Annotated in this window: 13 protein-coding genes and 1 pseudogene; 7 read left to right on the top strand and 7 right to left on the bottom strand. The window is 71.5% G+C overall.

Translation table 11 applies throughout. The annotated features are described in order from the left end of the window. Nucleotides 1-100 precede the first annotated feature (100 nt). Together OG884_RS29265 and OG884_RS29260 are read right to left on the bottom strand one after the other, a co-directional pair. Nucleotides 101-1,126 (bottom strand): 6-phosphofructokinase, encoded by a 1,026-nt coding sequence (locus tag OG884_RS29265; RefSeq protein WP_326638177.1) that lies wholly within the window; start codon nt 1,124-1,126, stop codon nt 101-103. Nucleotides 1,127-1,550: 424 nt separating this feature from the next. Further along, the gene (locus OG884_RS29260; RefSeq protein WP_326638175.1) at nt 1,551-2,498 is read right to left on the bottom strand and encodes a lactonase family protein; all 948 of its coding nucleotides are present in this window, start codon (nt 2,496-2,498) and stop codon (nt 1,551-1,553) included. 185 nt (nt 2,499-2,683) lie between these two features. On the opposite strand from OG884_RS29260, the pseudogene OG884_RS37685 reads away from it, so the two are divergent. Together OG884_RS37685 and OG884_RS37680 are read left to right on the top strand one after the other, a co-directional pair. After that, nucleotides 2,684-2,821: pseudogene (locus OG884_RS37685) on the top strand (TetR/AcrR family transcriptional regulator); the annotation flags it as partial. 82 nt (nt 2,822-2,903) lie between these two features. Beyond that, the gene (locus tag OG884_RS37680; protein ID WP_442811748.1) at nt 2,904-3,176 is read left to right on the top strand and encodes a hypothetical protein; all 273 of its coding nucleotides are present in this window, start codon (nt 2,904-2,906) and stop codon (nt 3,174-3,176) included. Here the strand turns inward: OG884_RS37680 and OG884_RS29250 are convergent. Beyond that, entirely contained in the window at nt 3,099-4,232 is a 1,134-nt protein-coding gene (locus tag OG884_RS29250; RefSeq protein ID WP_326638171.1) for an alkaline phosphatase PhoX, read from the bottom strand. The two genes, OG884_RS37680 and OG884_RS29250, sit on opposite strands and share 78 nt — an antisense overlap. Before the next feature lie 199 nt (nt 4,233-4,431). Here OG884_RS29250 and OG884_RS29245 point away from each other — a divergent pair, with 199 nt between their 5' ends. Together OG884_RS29245 and OG884_RS29240 are read left to right on the top strand one after the other, a co-directional pair. Beyond that, the gene (locus OG884_RS29245) at nt 4,432-7,809 is read left to right on the top strand and encodes a P-loop NTPase fold protein (protein ID WP_326638169.1); all 3,378 of its coding nucleotides are present in this window, start codon (nt 4,432-4,434) and stop codon (nt 7,807-7,809) included. A 361-nt stretch (nt 7,810-8,170) separates the two neighbouring features. Continuing rightward, a complete protein-coding gene (locus OG884_RS29240) occupies nt 8,171-8,356 on the top strand; it encodes a hypothetical protein (RefSeq protein WP_326638168.1) in 186 nt (61 codons plus the stop codon). A gap of 39 nt (nt 8,357-8,395) precedes the next feature. On the opposite strand, the gene OG884_RS29235 is transcribed toward OG884_RS29240, so the two are convergent. The 3 genes from OG884_RS29235 to OG884_RS29225 all read right to left on the bottom strand — a co-directional run bounded on the left by OG884_RS29235 (nt 8,396) and on the right by OG884_RS29225 (nt 10,880). Continuing rightward, a complete protein-coding gene (locus tag OG884_RS29235; RefSeq protein WP_326638166.1) occupies nt 8,396-9,589 on the bottom strand; it encodes an RNA-guided endonuclease InsQ/TnpB family protein in 1,194 nt (397 codons plus the stop codon). Between the two features lie 251 nt (nt 9,590-9,840). After that, nucleotides 9,841-10,317 carry a UTRA domain-containing protein gene (locus OG884_RS29230; protein ID WP_326638164.1) on the bottom strand — a complete coding sequence of 159 codons (477 nt, stop codon included), beginning with the start codon at nt 10,315-10,317 and terminating at the stop codon, nt 9,841-9,843. A 20-nt stretch (nt 10,318-10,337) separates the two neighbouring features. Continuing rightward, nucleotides 10,338-10,880, bottom strand: a complete 543-nt coding sequence (locus OG884_RS29225) for a TIGR03086 family metal-binding protein (RefSeq protein WP_326638162.1) — start codon at nt 10,878-10,880, stop codon at nt 10,338-10,340. Here OG884_RS29225 and OG884_RS29220 point away from each other — a divergent pair. Continuing rightward, on the top strand, nt 10,879-11,706 hold the full coding sequence (locus OG884_RS29220) for a helix-turn-helix domain-containing protein (RefSeq protein WP_326638160.1): 828 nt from the start codon (nt 10,879-10,881) through the stop codon (nt 11,704-11,706). The genes OG884_RS29225 and OG884_RS29220 overlap by 2 nt on opposite strands. Nucleotides 11,707-11,818: 112 nt before the next feature. On the opposite strand, the gene OG884_RS29215 is transcribed toward OG884_RS29220, so the two are convergent. Continuing rightward, nucleotides 11,819-12,286 (bottom strand): Dps family protein, encoded by a 468-nt coding sequence (locus OG884_RS29215; RefSeq protein ID WP_326638158.1) that lies wholly within the window; start codon nt 12,284-12,286, stop codon nt 11,819-11,821. Nucleotides 12,287-12,410: 124 nt separating this feature from the next. On the opposite strand from OG884_RS29215, the gene OG884_RS29210 reads away from it, so the two are divergent. Next, nucleotides 12,411-13,121 (top strand): MerR family transcriptional regulator, encoded by a 711-nt coding sequence (locus OG884_RS29210; protein ID WP_326638156.1) that lies wholly within the window; start codon nt 12,411-12,413, stop codon nt 13,119-13,121. Then, nucleotides 13,118-15,451, top strand: a complete 2,334-nt coding sequence (locus OG884_RS29205) for a VIT domain-containing protein (RefSeq protein ID WP_326638155.1) — start codon at nt 13,118-13,120, stop codon at nt 15,449-15,451. The genes OG884_RS29210 and OG884_RS29205 overlap by 4 nt, the downstream gene beginning before the upstream one ends. Nucleotides 15,452-15,496 lie beyond the last annotated feature (45 nt).

The raw sequence follows: 15,496 nt of genomic DNA, 5'->3' as shown, positions 1-15,496 counted from the left end.
GGGAATCGCGGGCGGCCGGCCGCCCGATCGGGAGGCTAGGGCCGGCCGCTTGCAGAACGCTTGCAGAAGGTGACTCCCCGCAGGCGCCCGCGGGGACATCTCAGCCGAAGAAGACCTCGGCCTCCTCGTAGCGGCCGGCCGGCACGGTCTTCAGCTCCTCGGTGGCCTCGTCAAGGCCCACCCTCACGATGTCGGTGCCCCGGAGTGCGACCATCTTGCCGAAGTCGCCGTCCTGCACCGCGTCGATGGCCTGCAGGCCGAACCGGGTGGCCAGCACCCGGTCGAAGGCCGTGGGAGTGCCGCCGCGCTGGATGTGGCCGAGCACCGTGGTGCGGGCCTCCTTGCCGGTGCGCTTCTCGATCTCGCTGGCGAGGTTCTCGCCGATGCCGCCGAGCCTCACGTGGCCGAAGGCGTCGAGTTCGCCCGCCTGCAGCGCCATCTGGCCCTCGATCGGGTGCGCGCCCTCCGCGACCACGATTATCGGCGCGTACTTCGTCTTGAAGCGGGACTCGACATAGGCGCAGACCCGGTCGATGTCGAAGGGCTTCTCCGGGATGAGGATGACGTTGGCGCCGCCCGCCATGCCGGCGTGCAGGGCGATCCAGCCCGCGTGGCGGCCCATGACCTCGCAGATCAGCGCGCGGTGGTGGGACTCGGCGGTGGTGTGCAGGCGGTCGATCGCCTCGACGGCGATGTTGACCGCCGTGTCGAAGCCGAAGGTGTAGTCGGTGGCGTTGAGGTCGTTGTCGATCGTCTTGGGCACGCCGACGACCTTCACCCCCTTGTCGAAGAGCTGCTTGGCCACGCCGAGGGTGTCCTCGCCGCCGATCGCGATCAGCGCGTCGATCCCGCCCTTCGCCAGGTTCTCCTTGATCTTCTCAACGCCACCGTCGATCTTGATCGGGTTGGTCCGCGACGAGCCCAGGATCGTCCCGCCGCGCGGCAGGATGCCGCGCACGGCCTCGATGTCCAACGGCATGGTGTCGCCCTCAAGAGGACCCCGCCAGCCGTCGCGGAACCCGACGAACTCATGCCCGTGGACGCCCACTCCCTTACGCACGACAGCGCGGATAACGGCGTTCAGGCCGGGGCAGTCGCCGCCCCCGGTGAGCACTCCGATACGCATGGCATCCTCCGATTTGAGTCTGAGACAAGATGATCAGACTAAATGGCACGGTCGGTCGGCGACGGAATTTCCACCACCTATGGAACGCATTCTGCCGTCAGTTGCCCCAGTGGTCTAGACCAAATGGAATTAGTCCTCACATGCCGCTTCCCGCGATCAACGGAGAGGTGGCATGTGAGCGCCCCCACCGGGCCCGAAGCCTGGCCCGGGGTCCGCACCCGAGCGGGTCGCGCACGTCGCGGGCACCTCGGGTGCGCCTCGGGGATCCCGGAGGGGAGACCACGGTCCGGCATCTCATGAGTCATACCCAGCCGGAAGCGCCGGCCCCACCTCCGGCGGGCACCTCAGGGCACCGGCGGGCACCTCAGCGCACCGGCGGACGCCTCAGGGCACCGGCGGACGCCTCAGGGCACCGGCGGACGCCTCAGGGCAGAGGCAGCACGCAGGACGGGGTACCGACGGCGAAGACCTCCCCCGCGGGCCGCGGGACGCCGTCCTTCAGCGGGAGCACGGCGACGGTGCCCGAGTGCTGGTTGGCCACGTACATGCGGCCGTCGGCGATGGCGAAGTGCCTCGGCCAGACGCCGCCGCAGGCGACCTCCGCGACCGGCTTCAGCTGGGGACCGGCGAAGACCGAGATCGTGTCGGGGCCTCGGTTGGCGACGTAGACGAGCCCGCCGCTGACCTCCAGGTGTGAGGGCTGGTTCCGCCCCCCGCCCCCGCCGGCCGGGGCGACCTGGATCTCGCGCCATTCGTCGTCGTAGGCGCGCACGGTGCCGTCCAGCTCTCCCGCCACGTACCAGTGGCCGCCCGCCCTGGCCATGTGCCGGGGGCCCATGCCGGGCGCGAGCCGTACCGGCCCCTCCGGGTGTGGGACCACCTCGTCCCCGACCAGGTAGCGACGGACCTCGTCGGCGCCCAGGTCGCTCACGTACAGCACGCCGTCGGGGCCGAAGACCGCCTGGTGGGCGTGGGCCCCCGCACGGTAGGGGAAGATCCACACGTCGGTCAGCAGGCCGGATCCGTCGATGCCGTGCACGCTGAGGGTGCCGTCGCCGTAGTTGGCCACCGCCAGGCGCGTACCGGTGGGATCCACCGCCAGGTGGCAGGGGGCCGATCCCTCGCTGGGCCGCTGCGCGAGCGGGCTCAGCGTGCCGTCGCCGGCGCGGGCGAAGACGCCTACCGTGCCGCGCTCGGCCTCCCCCACCGCGTACAGGACCGGGAGGGCGGGGTGGACGGCGAGGAACGACGGCCCGGAGGCGGGCGTCTCCCCGAGCCGTGCGAGACTCCCCAGCTCCACCAGGGTGATTCCCGGCCCGGACCCTTCGGTGTCCGGGGTGTATCCACCGATGTACGCGACCTCAGCCATCATGCTCCCGCCACGGGCGCGGCACGCGCCGCCCCAGCTCATTGTCCGTTCCAAGGCAAAATGCGAAGTTAGCGCAGTTAACCGGTGATCTCACAGCCGCCCGCCTCGAAAAACCTCTCTCCACTTCGTTGACTCAGTCTGGGCGGAGCGCGCACTGGGAGGCCAGGCTCACCGGCGACGTCATCCGGATGCCCACGGCCGACCTGATCAACCAGGTGGTGGACGAGATCGTGGCCTACAAGGCCTCCCGCCCCGCCTACTGGGCCCTGCTGCACGGCTCCGCCACCGGCGACCGGCCGGCGGAGGGGGCCGAGCGGCTCCACCGGGGCCTCTCCCGGCGCGTCGCCGAGGTCCTCGCCGTACGCGCCCCCCCACCTCGACGAGAACCGGCGCCTGCTGATCGCCACCATGATGCTGGCCGTCATCAAGGCGGTGCTCCCGCTGGTCGCGGCGGGACCCCCGGAACGCGCGGCAGAACTGACCGCCGAGCTCAAGTCCCTGCTCACGGACTACCTGTCGACCGCCACGGAGCCGGCCCACTCCCCCGGCGACTCGCCGAGTTACACGAGGAGTCGACCGAGGTGGTCAAACAGGTCGCGTCGCTCAGCGGCGGAAGGGGCCGGTGACCTCGTAGGTGACGCCGTCGGTGCCGGCGGCATCGCCGCGGGCGCCGCGCTGTGAGGAGAAGTAGAGGCGGTCGCCGCCCGGTGAGAAGGCGGGTCCGGTGATCTCCGACCTGGGGTGGCCCGCGATCCGCAGGACAGGGGTGACGACCCGCCCGGGGGTGATCAGGTTGATCTCCATGTCACCGCCGTCCTCGGCGACGTAGAGGTCGCCGGACGAGGTGCCGGTGATGTTGTCGACACCGGCCGACGGGGCGTCGGTGTCGTAGACGACGCCCAGGTGCTCGTTCTCCGTGTCGTACGCCCACACCCGGTTGTCGCCCTTGGTGGTGAAGAAGCACACGCCGTCCGCGTAGTGGCAGCCCTCCCCGCCCGAGAAGCGCCGGGCGCCGGCGACCTGCTCCCGGGTGGCCTTCAGCAGCGCGCCGGGGTCGGGCACCCGCCGCCAGGTCACCGCACCCGAGCCGGACTCGGTGCAGAGCACCTCCAGGGTGCCTGTCGTCAGGTCGCCCCAGTAGGTCGGCCGGAACCGGTAGAAGCAGCCGTCGGGCTCGTCCTCGGTCAGGTAGACCACCCGCCGATCCGGGTCACAGGCCGCGGCCTCGTGTTTGAAGCGGCCCATGGCAAGGCGCGGCATCGCGGCCCGCGCGCCGTAGGGGTCGCACTCGAAGACCCGGCCGCGGAAGATCTCCTCGCACGACAGCCAGGAGTTCCACGGGGTGCGGCCACCCGCGCAGTTGAGGTCGGTGCCCGACAGGATGCGGTAGGCGCCGACGACGGCTCCCTGCGGCCCGAACCTGATGGCCGACGCCCCGCCGAGCAGCGGGATCTCCGAGTTGGACACGTAGATCCAGCCGTCACGGTCGGGAAAGCACGCGCCGCCGTCCGGTGCCGGGTGCCAGAGCGTCCCGCCGACCCTGCGGCCGGTGCGGGCGACGATCCGGCTGGTGAACCCCTCGGGCAACGCCACCCCGTTGGAGTCGGGCTCGCCGAGCGGTCCGTAGGGGCCCGCGAAACGCGACGTGACGGCGCCGGCGGCCCCCTGCCAGAGCGAGCCCGCGAGAACCGCGCCGGCGGCCAGACCTCCGGTGCGTACGAACGTACGGCGAAGCATGTCCCCTCCTCCTCGTCCCTCACGGTATGCCGCAAGCCGATCAAGCTCACATGAACGCCGAGACTCCACGGACGCAAACATTGCGCAAATCCGAGAACAAACATCCGTCAAACCAGGTCGGCCTATCACCAAGATCGCCATCTGTCCCACCGGACGCGTTCACAGTGGAATCCTCACCGCCGTCGGATCAGGAGGACCGTTGAGCGAGGGACTCGCGTTCGCGAATCCAGTCTTCGAGACCGCGCCCCGGGTGGGCACCCGCCGAGCTCTCGTCTTCCTTGACTCCCCCGCGACCGCGACCGCGCCCCCGCCGCTGCCCTCCGGCCCGCTTCAGGTCCCCGTCCGGCACCCCTATCCGCCGCACGACCGGGGTCGGGCCGGGCCGCCGCCTCGGCAGGCCCCCTCTTCGGGCCCCCCTGCCGCCGGGCCGCACACCGAGCGGCCGGACGCGCGCCTGGCGAGCGCGCTGCGCGCCGAGGGGTTCACGGTCGACGCCGAGACCAGCGGCGGAGCGGGCGCGGACGGCGAGCGCGTGTGGCACCTGCTGCGCTCGGCGCGGGAGGGCGACCTGCTGCTGATCCGGCTGCCCGCCGACGGCGGCTGGACCTCGGGACAGCTGGGATCGATGATCGGCACGTTCGGACGGCAGGTCGGCGAGTCGCTGGCGGCCGCCGTCCTGCTGATCGTGGACTTCGGCTGGAGCACACTGGACGGCTCCGCCGAACCGGTCAGGCAGCTCGCGGTGGCCGGGGAGCCGAGGGTGGCGGCGGCGGCCCTGACCCTCACGCTGAGGCTCGACGAGACGGTACCGGGCCCGGTGCGCACGCTGACCGACGTCATCGCGGAGGGCCTGATGACGCGAGCCGCCGATCTCGACGGGGACGGGACGATCAGCGTCGGGGACCTGCATGCCTACGCGCTCGCCAGCTACACGGCGGCCTCGGCCGCCCGCACCCCCATCCTGATCGCCTACGGAGCCGTCGCCGGTGTCGCCCTGACCCCGGCCAGGGACGCCGCCGCCGGGCCGCACGCCGCCTTCACCCGCGTCCTGGCGCGGCTCGGCGATCACGCCCCGCCCAGCTGCGGGATCGAGATCGTACGGCGGGTCTACGAACTCCATCTGAGCGCCCCGGCCAGGGAGCTGCTGCGCAGGGCCGCCCTGCTCGACGAGGGCGAGCCGATCGACGAGATCCTCGGCGACGCCGCCGAGCTGCGGCAGTGGGGCCTGCTGGGCGAGACGACCACGTTCGTCCATCCGGACGTGCGGAGCTTCGGCCACTCGCGGCTCTCCGCGGCCGAGAGGGCGCAGACCTCGGCGCTGCTCCGCCGCCGCCGGGCCGGGCTCCGTACGGTACGGCCCCGGGCCAGGCTCACCGCCGACCGGTGGACCACGGAGGACCAGCTCGGGCACCGGGTCTACGCCGAGGCCATCGCCGCGTTCGTCCGCCACCCCGAGACCCGGCCCCCGCTGACGATCGGTGTCAAGGGGCCGTGGGGCACCGGCAAGACCTCCCTGATGCGGATGATCCAGGATCTGCTGGATCCCGGGGCCGCCGGGGACACCCCCGTCCCGATCCACCTGCCGGGCTCCCGCGCGGAGCGGGCGCTGACCAACGCCGAGGTACTGGCCAGGACGGGCCGGCGCCCCAGGGAGAGCGCCGGGCGGGCGGAGCCGGATCCGCTTCCGCTGCGGCAGGCGGACTGGCGGCCCACGGTCTGGTTCAACCCGTGGATGTACCAGAACGGCGAGCAGGTCTGGGCCGGGCTGGCCCACGAGATCATCAGTCAGGTCACCGGGCGGCTGCCCCGCACCGAACGGGAGCGGTTCTGGCTGGAGTTGAACCTGTCCAGGGTCGACCGGGAGGCGGTCCGCAGCCGCGCCTACCACCTGGCGATGACCCGCCTGGCACCGGTGGCCCTCGGCCTGGTCGCCACCCTCGTTCTCACCGGGGCGCTACTGGCCGCGGCCATGCTGCTGCCCGCCTTCGGCGCCCTACTGGGGAACATCGCGGCGGCCGTCGGCACGGCCGGCTCGGCGGCGGTGGTGGGGGCGGGCGCGCTGCGGCTGGCACGGTTCTTCGGAGAGTCGGCGGCCAACGCGTTCCGCGGCCTGGTCACCCAGCCCGACCTGCTCGGCCCCGGCGCGGCCGGCGGGGCGGGCGGCGAGGGCGCGGCCACCCCCGGGTACCGGTCCAAGACCGGCTTCCTGCACCTGGTGCAGACCGACATGCGGCAGGTCCTCGACCTGGTCGCCACCGGGGAGCGCCCGCTGGTGGTGTTCGTGGACGACCTGGACCGCTGCTCGTCGGGAACGGTGGCGCAGGTCATCGAGGCGATCAACCTGTTCCTCGCCGGCGAGTTCCCCAACTGCGTGTTCGTGCTGGCCATGGAACCCGAGGTGGTCGTCGCGCACGTCGAGGCCGCCTACCCGGAGCTGGCCGGGACGCTGCCCGCGGGCGGGCGGTCCGGCCTGGGCTGGCGGTTCCTGGAGAAGATCGTGCAGCTACCGCTGAGCGTGCCGCTGCTTGACGACGCCGACCGGCTGCCCGCCTTCGTACGGGCGCTGCTCGGCGTCTCCGACACCACCCGGCCCGCAGACGTTCTCCCCGGCACGGAGACCGTACGACCGCGGGACCCCGACACCGCATGGACACCGAATCCGGCCGGACCGCGTCCGGCGGGTCCCCCAGCCGCCCTGGAACGGCTCGACCCGCCCCCGGATCCGGCCGGACCGCGTTCGCGCGGTCCCCTGCCTCCCGCACGGCCCTTCCCGTACGACGCGGCCACGCCGGGCCCGCCCGGCACCGCCACGCGGTCGGGAGCGGCCGTGCAGGGGCGGCGTACATCCGTGCCGCCGGTGGGCGCGCGGAGACTGGAACTGTGGGCGCCGGTGGAGGCGCTGGGACCGCACCCGCTGACGGACGTGCCGGGATCGCACGCACCACCGGGCGGCTCGCACGCCTCGGGCGCGTGGGCGGCCGAGCCGCCGGACCCGGTCCAGGTGAGCCGGTTGCAGGACGCCATCTGGGCGCTGCGCCCGACCACGACGACCCTCGACGAGGCGGCGCGGCTGGCCCAGGACGCCCTGGGCATCGAGTGCTCCGACGCCGTCGGCGGCCTCTGCGCGGCGACCCGCGAGGCCGCCGACCGGGTCTTCGACGACCTCTACAGCGACGAGAACGCCTACCTGGCGATCGAGTTCGTGCTTCCGGCCCTGACGTTCTTCAACCCGCGTGAGATCAAGCGGTACGTGAACGTCTTCCGTTTCTACTCGTTCCTGACCTACCGCCGCGCCCTCGCCGGGGCGCCCCCCGCCTCGGACGGCGAGGTCGCCAAGCTCGCCGCGCTGGCCGTCCAGTGGCCGCACCTGCTGTCACCACTGGCCAGGGAGTACGACGGGGTGAGCGCGCTGCGGCGCCTGGAGCAGGCCGCGAGCGACGATCCGAGCTGGGAGCGTGCCGTCCACGAGACCGGCCTGACCGACCCCGACACCCCCGACGGCACCCACCTGGACTCCCTGCGCGACCTGCTCACCCGCCCCCACCCCATCGCCGACCTCGCCCGCTACCTCCTGTGAGCCGGCTGGCCCCGTTTTCCGACGGTGGCGGCGCGCCGCCCGCGCGCCCGGGCCCCGGCGACCTTCCGAGCGAGCGAGCGGCCGTGCGGCCGTGCGGCCGTGCGGCCGTGCGGCCGATGAGTCTCACGTGTCGTTTGAGTCTCACGTCTGTGGTCTCATTTACGAACTCGACAGGAAGGACGAGTTCGTGCATCGGCGCGCTGCGCGATCCATGCCTGAGTGGCGTCTTCCAGTGGCTGTGCCAACCGTGTACCACGTCCAGCGTTCGCCCGGTGGCCGGGCGTTTTCGCTGACCTTCAAGTGAGGCACAAGTACGTTCTGCGACTTTGGTCACCGATGTCGAGATCGCAGGAGATTTTCTATGGGGGTTCGCAACTTCTTCCCGGCCGGCCGGATGCGCAGGTGGACGACGCCGTTCCTGCCGTACGCGTCCGGACCGGGAGGGGGCCCGGAGACCGCATGGCTCGATTCGCAGGCCATCGGGGACACGAAGGAGATCTCGCTGGGAGAAAGGGTGCGACCGCGCTACCCCACCTACTGGTGTTGACATCCTCCCTCGCCTGAAGGCGTGGGATTCCAACAGCGACTACCCCACGAGGAGAAGGTCGCGTTGAGGTTCACGGTTCGCAGGCTCCGGCAACCCGGCGCCTCTCCGCGCAGCCACCGTCTGCCCAACGGCGGTATCTCGGATGTTCTTCGCGGCGTTGACGTCGGCGTTGTCCCGCCACCCGCAGGCCACGCACAGGAAGAGAGCTTGACTCTCGCGGCTCTCCCTGGCGATGTGCTTGCAGACGTTGCAGGTCTGCGACGTGTACCGCGGGTTGATCTTCCGCACCCGGCCAGGAGCCTTCTGCTCCAAGCGGGTCACGAGTCGGCCCCACCCGGCTGCGAGGATGCCCCGGTTCAGGCCCGCTTTCTGACAGACATTCCTGCCGGGCGCCTCGATGGTGCCGCGAACCGACCGGGTCATGTTGCCGATCTTCAGGTCTTCGACCGCGATGACGTCGAACCGCAGGGCCAGATCGGTCGAGGTCTTCTCCACCCAGTCTTTGCGGCGGTCGCTCTCACGCGCCTTCAGGCGGGCGATCGCGGCCTTGACCGTGCCGCGCCGGTTCGACCCCCGCTTGGCGCGGGCGAGTTTGCGCTGAAGCCGCAGCAGACGCCTCTTCTCCCCATCGTGCAGGGCAGGGGTGTTCAGCAGATCGCCCGTCGACAGGGCGGCCGACACGCTCACGCCCCGGTCCACTCCGACGACCTCTCCCCTCCCCGGTGCGGGGAGCGGTTCGGGAATCGTCGCGAACGCGATATGCCAGCGTCCGGCCGCATCGCGGGTCACCCGGTAGGACTTCGCCTCGGCGACGGTACGAGACCAGCGCAACCGCACCCAGCCGACCTTGGGGATCCTCACCTCGCCGACGTTGCGCGACAGGCGGCGCACATCACCGGGCTTGACCGCGACGATCCGAAACCCTTCGCCCTGCCCACGCTTGCGGAAGGTCGGCCTGCGGTGGGTTTTGCCGAAGAAGTTGCTCATGGCGTGAGCGAAGTCCTTGAGCGCCTGCTGCTGAACGATGATCGACCCGGCGCGCAGCCAGTCGAACGCGGCGCGGGCTTCGGTGAGCTGTCGGCACTGCTCGGCGAAACCGGGCGCGGACTTGATGCCGGGCCGCCAGTGGGCGTGCTGCTCCACCGCGAGGTTCCACACGTATCGGGCGTGCCCGCAGTGCTCAGCCAGTACCTGCTCTTGGGCAGGCGAAGGCTGAAGCCGGAAGCGGGACATGCCGATCAATCTACCGAACCCCACCGACAAAACCGGGAGACCACCGTGCCCGACCGTTCCGCGTTTCCTCCCCGCGCTGAAGGACGGGGCATCCACACTGGAGATGGTTGGTGACGACCACCGGCTCCGCCGTTTCGCCCAGGAGGCCACGGTGACCGGTTGCCATGCCCGGCTCGCATTCACTCCGTCGGTACGCGACAGACAGCAGCATGCGCCTCTCGGACCACCTACCTCACCAATGAAGGGCGGAACTATTCCAGGTCGTGGTCAGCCGCGAGTTCGCGCCCAGGAGCGAGGAAATCCACGGCGTACTCGGTCACGTCACCGTACTGATCCCAATAGAAGTTGGTCATGGTGAGCACCGGCAGGCCGTTCTGCACGCCGAACACCGAGGCGATGTCCTCTGGGACCGGTTTGATGGCGACGATGTCACGGCGCCGGACGGCCCTTCGGCCGGTCCGGTCCTCGACCAGCCCGAAGGTCATCTGAGGGAGCGGCTCCGCGACCAGTAGTTCGGATGCCGCCTCGCCCAGCTCGCCGGGAAGCCACGAGGTGGACACCACGACGGCACCCCTGTCGTCATGGTACGCACGGCGCCGCCGAACGACGGAGGTCCCTGTCTCGACTCCCAGCGCATCCGCGATCTCCTCGGATGCCGGGACAATTCCGGCGCTCAGGATCTCGGCCCGCTCGCCTGAGCGATATCCGTTCCCGGTCGCCCTCAGCATTCGCAGGCGACCGGCACAGATCACGGCGTCCAGGCCGGATCCCGGCCGATGACGCCGAGCAGGCGGTCGAACCGCGGGGCGTCGTCCGGCACTGCCACCGGCGGCCCGAAGGCACCGCGCTGCCTGCCCATCTCCGCCATCTGGTCGGTGAAGTGCAGCGCCCGCGAGACGGCCTCGGGGTCCGGCTCGTACTCCTGGCCGGTGGCCCTGGCCAGGTCCCAGCCGTGCACGACCATGTCGACGAGGTACATGTGGGCCAGCATGGTCATCGGCAGGCCCATGGCGGGGCTGGTCCCCTCCCAGGCCTCGGGCCGCGACCAGGCGGCCAGCATGCGCTCCGCCCGCTCGGGGAAGTCGCCCGCGTAAGGCCCCTGCTCGACGTTCGGCCCCTTGCGACCCAGCGACTCGAACATCTCCGCCACCCACTCGAGGTGGTTGATCAGGTCCTTGACGTCGAACTTCGCGCATGGCGTCGAGGACCCGAGCTGCTCCTGCCGTACCGCGCGCACCAATCCCGCGGTCCGTTCGGTGGCGTGCGTCATCAGCGGCATCATGTCGTCCATGGCAGCCATCCTGCCCCGCCTACCTGAGGCGCGGCTTGTAGAAACGCGACAGCGCGGCTGGGTCGACCCGTACGCAGGGCTCAACGCCTTCAATTTCGCCCGTCAGGCGCCATCGCCCGAAATTTCGGCGTATGTGGATCACTTCTGGGTCGTCACCTGGACCGACCTCGCCGAGCCGTACGAACAGCGCATCGTCTCGCACCCCACCGTGAACATGACGATCACCCCGAACTTCCACCGGATCGCGGGAGTGATCAAGGGCGGGTTCTCCTACACGATGCGGGGCAGCGGCCGCGTGCTCGGCACACGCTTCCGCCCCGGCGGCTTCCGGCCGTTCCTCGGCGGCCCGGTGTCCCAGCTGACCGGCCGCTTCGTGGAGATCGACGAGATGTACGGCGCGGCGGGCGCGACCCTGGTCGAGCAGGTCCTGGCCGAGCCCGACACCCGGGCCGCCATCGCACTCACCGAGACGTTCCTGCTGAGTCTGAGGCCGGATCAGGATCCGCCGGCGGAAGAGGTCGCGGCGCTGGTGGCGATGGCGGAGAGCGACGTGTCCGTGACCAGGGTCGACGAGCTGGCCGCCAGGTCGGGGCGGTCGGTGCGCTCGCTGCAGCGGCTGTTCCGGGACCACGTCGGCATCGGCCCCAAGTGGGTGATCCGCCGCTTCCGGCTGCACGAGGCCGCGGAGCGGGTCTACCGGGGCCTCGACCTCGCCACGCTGGCCGCCGAGCTCGGCTACACCGACCAGGCCCACCTGACCCGCGACTTCACCGCCGCGGTCGGCATGCCACCCGCCGCCTACGCCCGGCTCAGAAGCCAGGCCTGATCCTCCCGCACCGGCAAACGCCCCCCTTCAGCGGGGCCACCTCATCGCCAAGGAACCCGAAGCACACCAAAGGCGCCCCGGCCGGTGAGCCGGAGCGCCCCGGCGAGACGATCTAGCGCTGGGCCTCGATCATCCAGTGATGCTTCTCCAGGTCCTGAGTGATCTCGATCAGGAGATCCTGGGTCACCAGGTCGGGCTTCTCGGTGGCGACGATCCGCTCGCGCATCCGGCGGATGATGGATCCGAGGATGTCCGTCATGGCGGCGACGACCTTGCCGTCGTTGATGTAGCCCGCCTCCAGCTGCGGCACCTCGGTGTGGCTCGCGATCGTGGAGGACCGGCCGTCGGGGTTGCACCCCATGGCGACCGCGCGCTCGGCGACGGTGTCCGAGTGCTTCCTGGCCGACGAGACGATCTTGTCGAGCTGCAGGTGCAGTGTGCGGAAGTTATGACCGATCACATTCCAGTGGGCCTGCTTGGTCAGGAGCGACAGGTCGAGCAGGTCGACGAGCGCACCCTGGAGCGCCTGGCCGACGACCTTCTTGTCTTCTGGCTTGAGTGGACTGGTGATCGAGGACATGGAATTTTCCCCCTGTTTCGAGCTCGATTTCCTATTTGCTACGGAATGTCCGTACCCATCTATCCGCATCCCTATCCAGGCTTTTATGTTGACAGTGTCATGATGACAGTGTCACTATCGACATATGGAATGGACCATCGGTGAACTGGCCGAGCGGGCGTCCGCGGCGCTGGCCCCCACCGCCCGGCTCAACGGGCGGGTCAGGGACGTGCCCAACGAGCGGCTCATCCGGTGGTACGCCACGATCGGCCTACTCGATCCCCCCTTGGCCCGACGCGGCCGGGTGGCCCTGTACGGCAGGCGCCACCTGCTCCAGCTCATCGCGGTCAAGCGGCGCCAGGCCGACGGCCGGACCATCGCCGAGATCCAGGCCGAGCTGACCGGAGCCACCGACCAGACCCTGGAGTCGATCGCCCGCATCCCCGAGCGGTCGCCCGAGCACACAGCCGAGACGGTCTCCCCCAGGACGGCACGCCCGCGCTTCTGGGCCGAGCCGTCCTCGGCCCCGGTGGAGACCGGCCTCACACCACCGCAGAAACCCGCGCCACCACCGAAACCGGCCCCCCATCCGGCCGCGCGGTTCCCGCCTCCCGCGCCGGCCACGGAAACCCGGCCACCCGCCCCACCCGCCCCACCCGCCCCGCCTGCCGTGCTTGCCGTGATCGTGCACGGCGTACGCCTGGCGGACGGCGTGACGCTGCTGCTCGACGGCGGCGCCGACGGCGGACGCGCCCCCTCACCCGACGACCTCGCCGAGATCACCGCCGCGGCACAGGGGCTCCTGTCGCTCCTGCGCGAACGCGGCCTCACACCTCCGGAAGGAACGCACTCATGACCATCTCGATCACAACACTGCCGCCGGAGGAGTGCTCGCCCGTCCCGGACGCCGGACTGGGGGCGCTCAGCACCGAGCGCGGCAACCTGCCGCTGGAGAGCGTGGACGTGACCGCCTCCGTGTCCGGCCTGATGGCCGGGGTCGAGGTGGTCCAGGGCTTCCGCAACCCGCACGACGTGGCGCTGGAGGCGACGTACGTCTTCCCGCTGCCCGACCGCGCCGCCGTGACCGCCTTCAGGATGGAGGCCGGCGGGCGGGTCATCGAGGGCGTGCTCAAGGAGCGCGGCCAGGCCAGGGCCGACTACGACCAGGCGATCGCCCAGGGCAGGCGGGCCGCGATCGCCGAGGAGGACCGCCCCGACGTCTTCACCATCAGGGTCGGCAACATCGTGCCCGGCGAGCGGGTCACCGTCCGTCTCACGCTGAACCAGCCGCTCCCGTACGAGGACGGCGCGGCCACCTTCCGCTTCCCGCTGGTCGTCGCCCCCCGCTACGTCCCCGGCGCCCCGCTGGACGGCGAGCGGGCGGGCGACGGGTGGGCCCCGGACACCGACGCGGTCCCCGACGCCTCCAGGATCACCCCTCCGGTGCTGCTGCCCGGCTTCCCCAACCCGGTCCGGCTCTCGCTGGCCGTCACCGTCGACCCGGCCGGCCTGGAGCTGCGCGAGATCCGCTCCAGCCTGCACGTGGTCCTCCAGGAGGAGGACACCACGATCCGCCTCCAGCCGGGCGAGCGGCTTGACCGCGACTTCATCCTGCGCCTGGCCACGGGCGCCTCCACCTCTCTGGCGCTGGCCCCCGACGACGAGAACGGCGAGGGCACGTTCACGCTGACCGTCGTCCCCGACCCGGCGCCCGCCGGAGCGAGGGCCAAGGACGTGGTGCTGGTGCTCGACCGTTCGGGCAGCATGACCGGCTGGAAGATGGTGGCCGCCCGGCGCGCCGCCGCCCGCATCGTCGACACGCTCACCTCCCGCGACCGATTCGCGGTGCTCTCCTTCGACACCGTCGTGGAGCAGCCGGACGGGCTCGACGAAGGACTGTCGGAGGCGTCCGACCGCAACCGCTACCGGGCCGTGGAGCATCTGGCCAGGCTGGAGGCGCGCGGCGGCACCGAGATGCTGGCCCCGCTTGAGCAGGCCGCCGCGCTGCTCGCCGACTCCGGCAGGGACCGGGTGCTGGTGCTCGTCACCGACGGGCAGGTGGGCAACGAGGACCAGATCCTGAAACGGACCGGATCCCGGCTGGCCGGAGTCCGGGTGCACACGGTCGGCATCGACCGAGCGGTCAACGCCGGTTTCCTGGGCAGGCTCGCCGGGCTGGGCGGGGGCCGGTGCGAGCTGGTCGAGTCCGAGGACCGGCTGGACGAGGCGATGGAGCACATCCACCGCAGGATCGGCGCCCCCCTGGTCACCGACCTGGCCCTGCACGCCGAAGGGCTCGACCTGGTCACCGAGACGATCGGCCACGTCGGCTCGATCTACCCGGGCGTCCCGCTCACCGTCCTCGGCCGCTACCGAGGCACGGCCTCGGGGGCGCTGACCGTCCGGGGCCTGGACGCCGCCGGCCTGCCGTGGGAGCGCCGGGTCACCTCCGCGACGGTGGACAACCCGGCGGTACGGGCGATCTGGGCGCGGGGGCGGCTGCGGACCCTGGAGGACCGCTACGCGACCGGCGACCGGTCACTGGAGGCCGAGATCGTGGAGACCTCGCTCAGGTACGGGGTGCTCTGCCGGTTCACCGCCTTCGTCGCGGTCGACACGGAGGTGGTCGCCGAGGGCGGTCCCGGGCACCGGGTGATCCAGCCGGTGGAGCTGCCCAGCGGCTGGGAGAGCCCCGTCGCCGCCGCACCGATGATGCTGACCTCGCCGGCAAGCGCGAGCGCGGCCCCGAGCCCGCCGATGGGACCGCCCGGGATGGCCGCACCCGGTTCCGCGCCGAAGTTCGCGGCGAGCGCGATCGGCGGCGGCCTGCCGCAGGAGGCGGCGGCCGGCGGCTTCGACGACCGCGCCCGGATGCTGCCACGCCCGATGCCGGCCCCCAAGTCGCAGAGCAGGCCGCAGGAGCCGCCGAGGGAGCAGCTCGCCGAGGAGCTGAGGCGGCTGCGCGCCGCCGCGTCCCTGCCCGCCACCGAACGGCTGCTCATCCTGGAGGACCTGGGCAGCCGCCTCGCGGCCCTGGCCGTCTACCTCGGCGGCCACGCCGAGCTGGCGGCCCTGGCCGAGGAACTGCAGGCCGGCGGGGACGTGGACGCCCTGTGGCAGCGGGCCGTGGAGGGGCTGGAAGCCCTGGTGGGCTCCGGCGGGCGCCGACCGTTCTGGAAGCGGTGACCTCCTCCGGGCCCGACCGGAGCGGATCGGCGGCCGGGCTCGGAG

Source organism: Streptosporangium sp. NBC_01755 (assembly GCF_035917995.1).
Classification (GTDB): domain Bacteria; phylum Actinomycetota; class Actinomycetes; order Streptosporangiales; family Streptosporangiaceae; genus Streptosporangium.
Note: the sequence above shows the minus strand (reverse complement) of the source record. Positions and strands in the feature narration are given on the sequence as shown.

What these genes read in the sequence shown, in the direction of transcription:
- OG884_RS29265 (WP_326638177.1), bottom strand. Translation starts at nt 1,126, where the DNA reads ATGCGTATCGGAGTGCTCACCGGGGGCGGCGACTGCCCCGGCCTGAAC.
- OG884_RS29260 (WP_326638175.1), bottom strand. Translation starts at nt 2,498, where the DNA reads ATGATGGCTGAGGTCGCGTACATCGGTGGATACACCCCGGACACCGAA.
- OG884_RS37680 (WP_442811748.1), top strand. Translation starts at nt 2,904, where the DNA reads ATGATGCTGGCCGTCATCAAGGCGGTGCTCCCGCTGGTCGCGGCGGGA.
- OG884_RS29250 (WP_326638171.1), bottom strand. Translation starts at nt 4,232, where the DNA reads ATGCTTCGCCGTACGTTCGTACGCACCGGAGGTCTGGCCGCCGGCGCG.
- OG884_RS29240 (WP_326638168.1), top strand. Translation starts at nt 8,171, where the DNA reads ATGGGGGTTCGCAACTTCTTCCCGGCCGGCCGGATGCGCAGGTGGACG.
- OG884_RS29235 (WP_326638166.1), bottom strand. Translation starts at nt 9,589, where the DNA reads ATGTCCCGCTTCCGGCTTCAGCCTTCGCCTGCCCAAGAGCAGGTACTG.
- OG884_RS29230 (WP_326638164.1), bottom strand. Translation starts at nt 10,317, where the DNA reads ATGCTGAGGGCGACCGGGAACGGATATCGCTCAGGCGAGCGGGCCGAG.
- OG884_RS29220 (WP_326638160.1), top strand. Translation starts at nt 10,879, where the DNA reads ATGGCAGCCATCCTGCCCCGCCTACCTGAGGCGCGGCTTGTAGAAACG.
- OG884_RS29225 (WP_326638162.1), bottom strand. Translation starts at nt 10,880, where the DNA reads ATGGACGACATGATGCCGCTGATGACGCACGCCACCGAACGGACCGCG.
- OG884_RS29215 (WP_326638158.1), bottom strand. Translation starts at nt 12,286, where the DNA reads ATGTCCTCGATCACCAGTCCACTCAAGCCAGAAGACAAGAAGGTCGTC.
- OG884_RS29210 (WP_326638156.1), top strand. Translation starts at nt 12,411, where the DNA reads ATGGAATGGACCATCGGTGAACTGGCCGAGCGGGCGTCCGCGGCGCTG.
- OG884_RS29205 (WP_326638155.1), top strand. Translation starts at nt 13,118, where the DNA reads ATGACCATCTCGATCACAACACTGCCGCCGGAGGAGTGCTCGCCCGTC.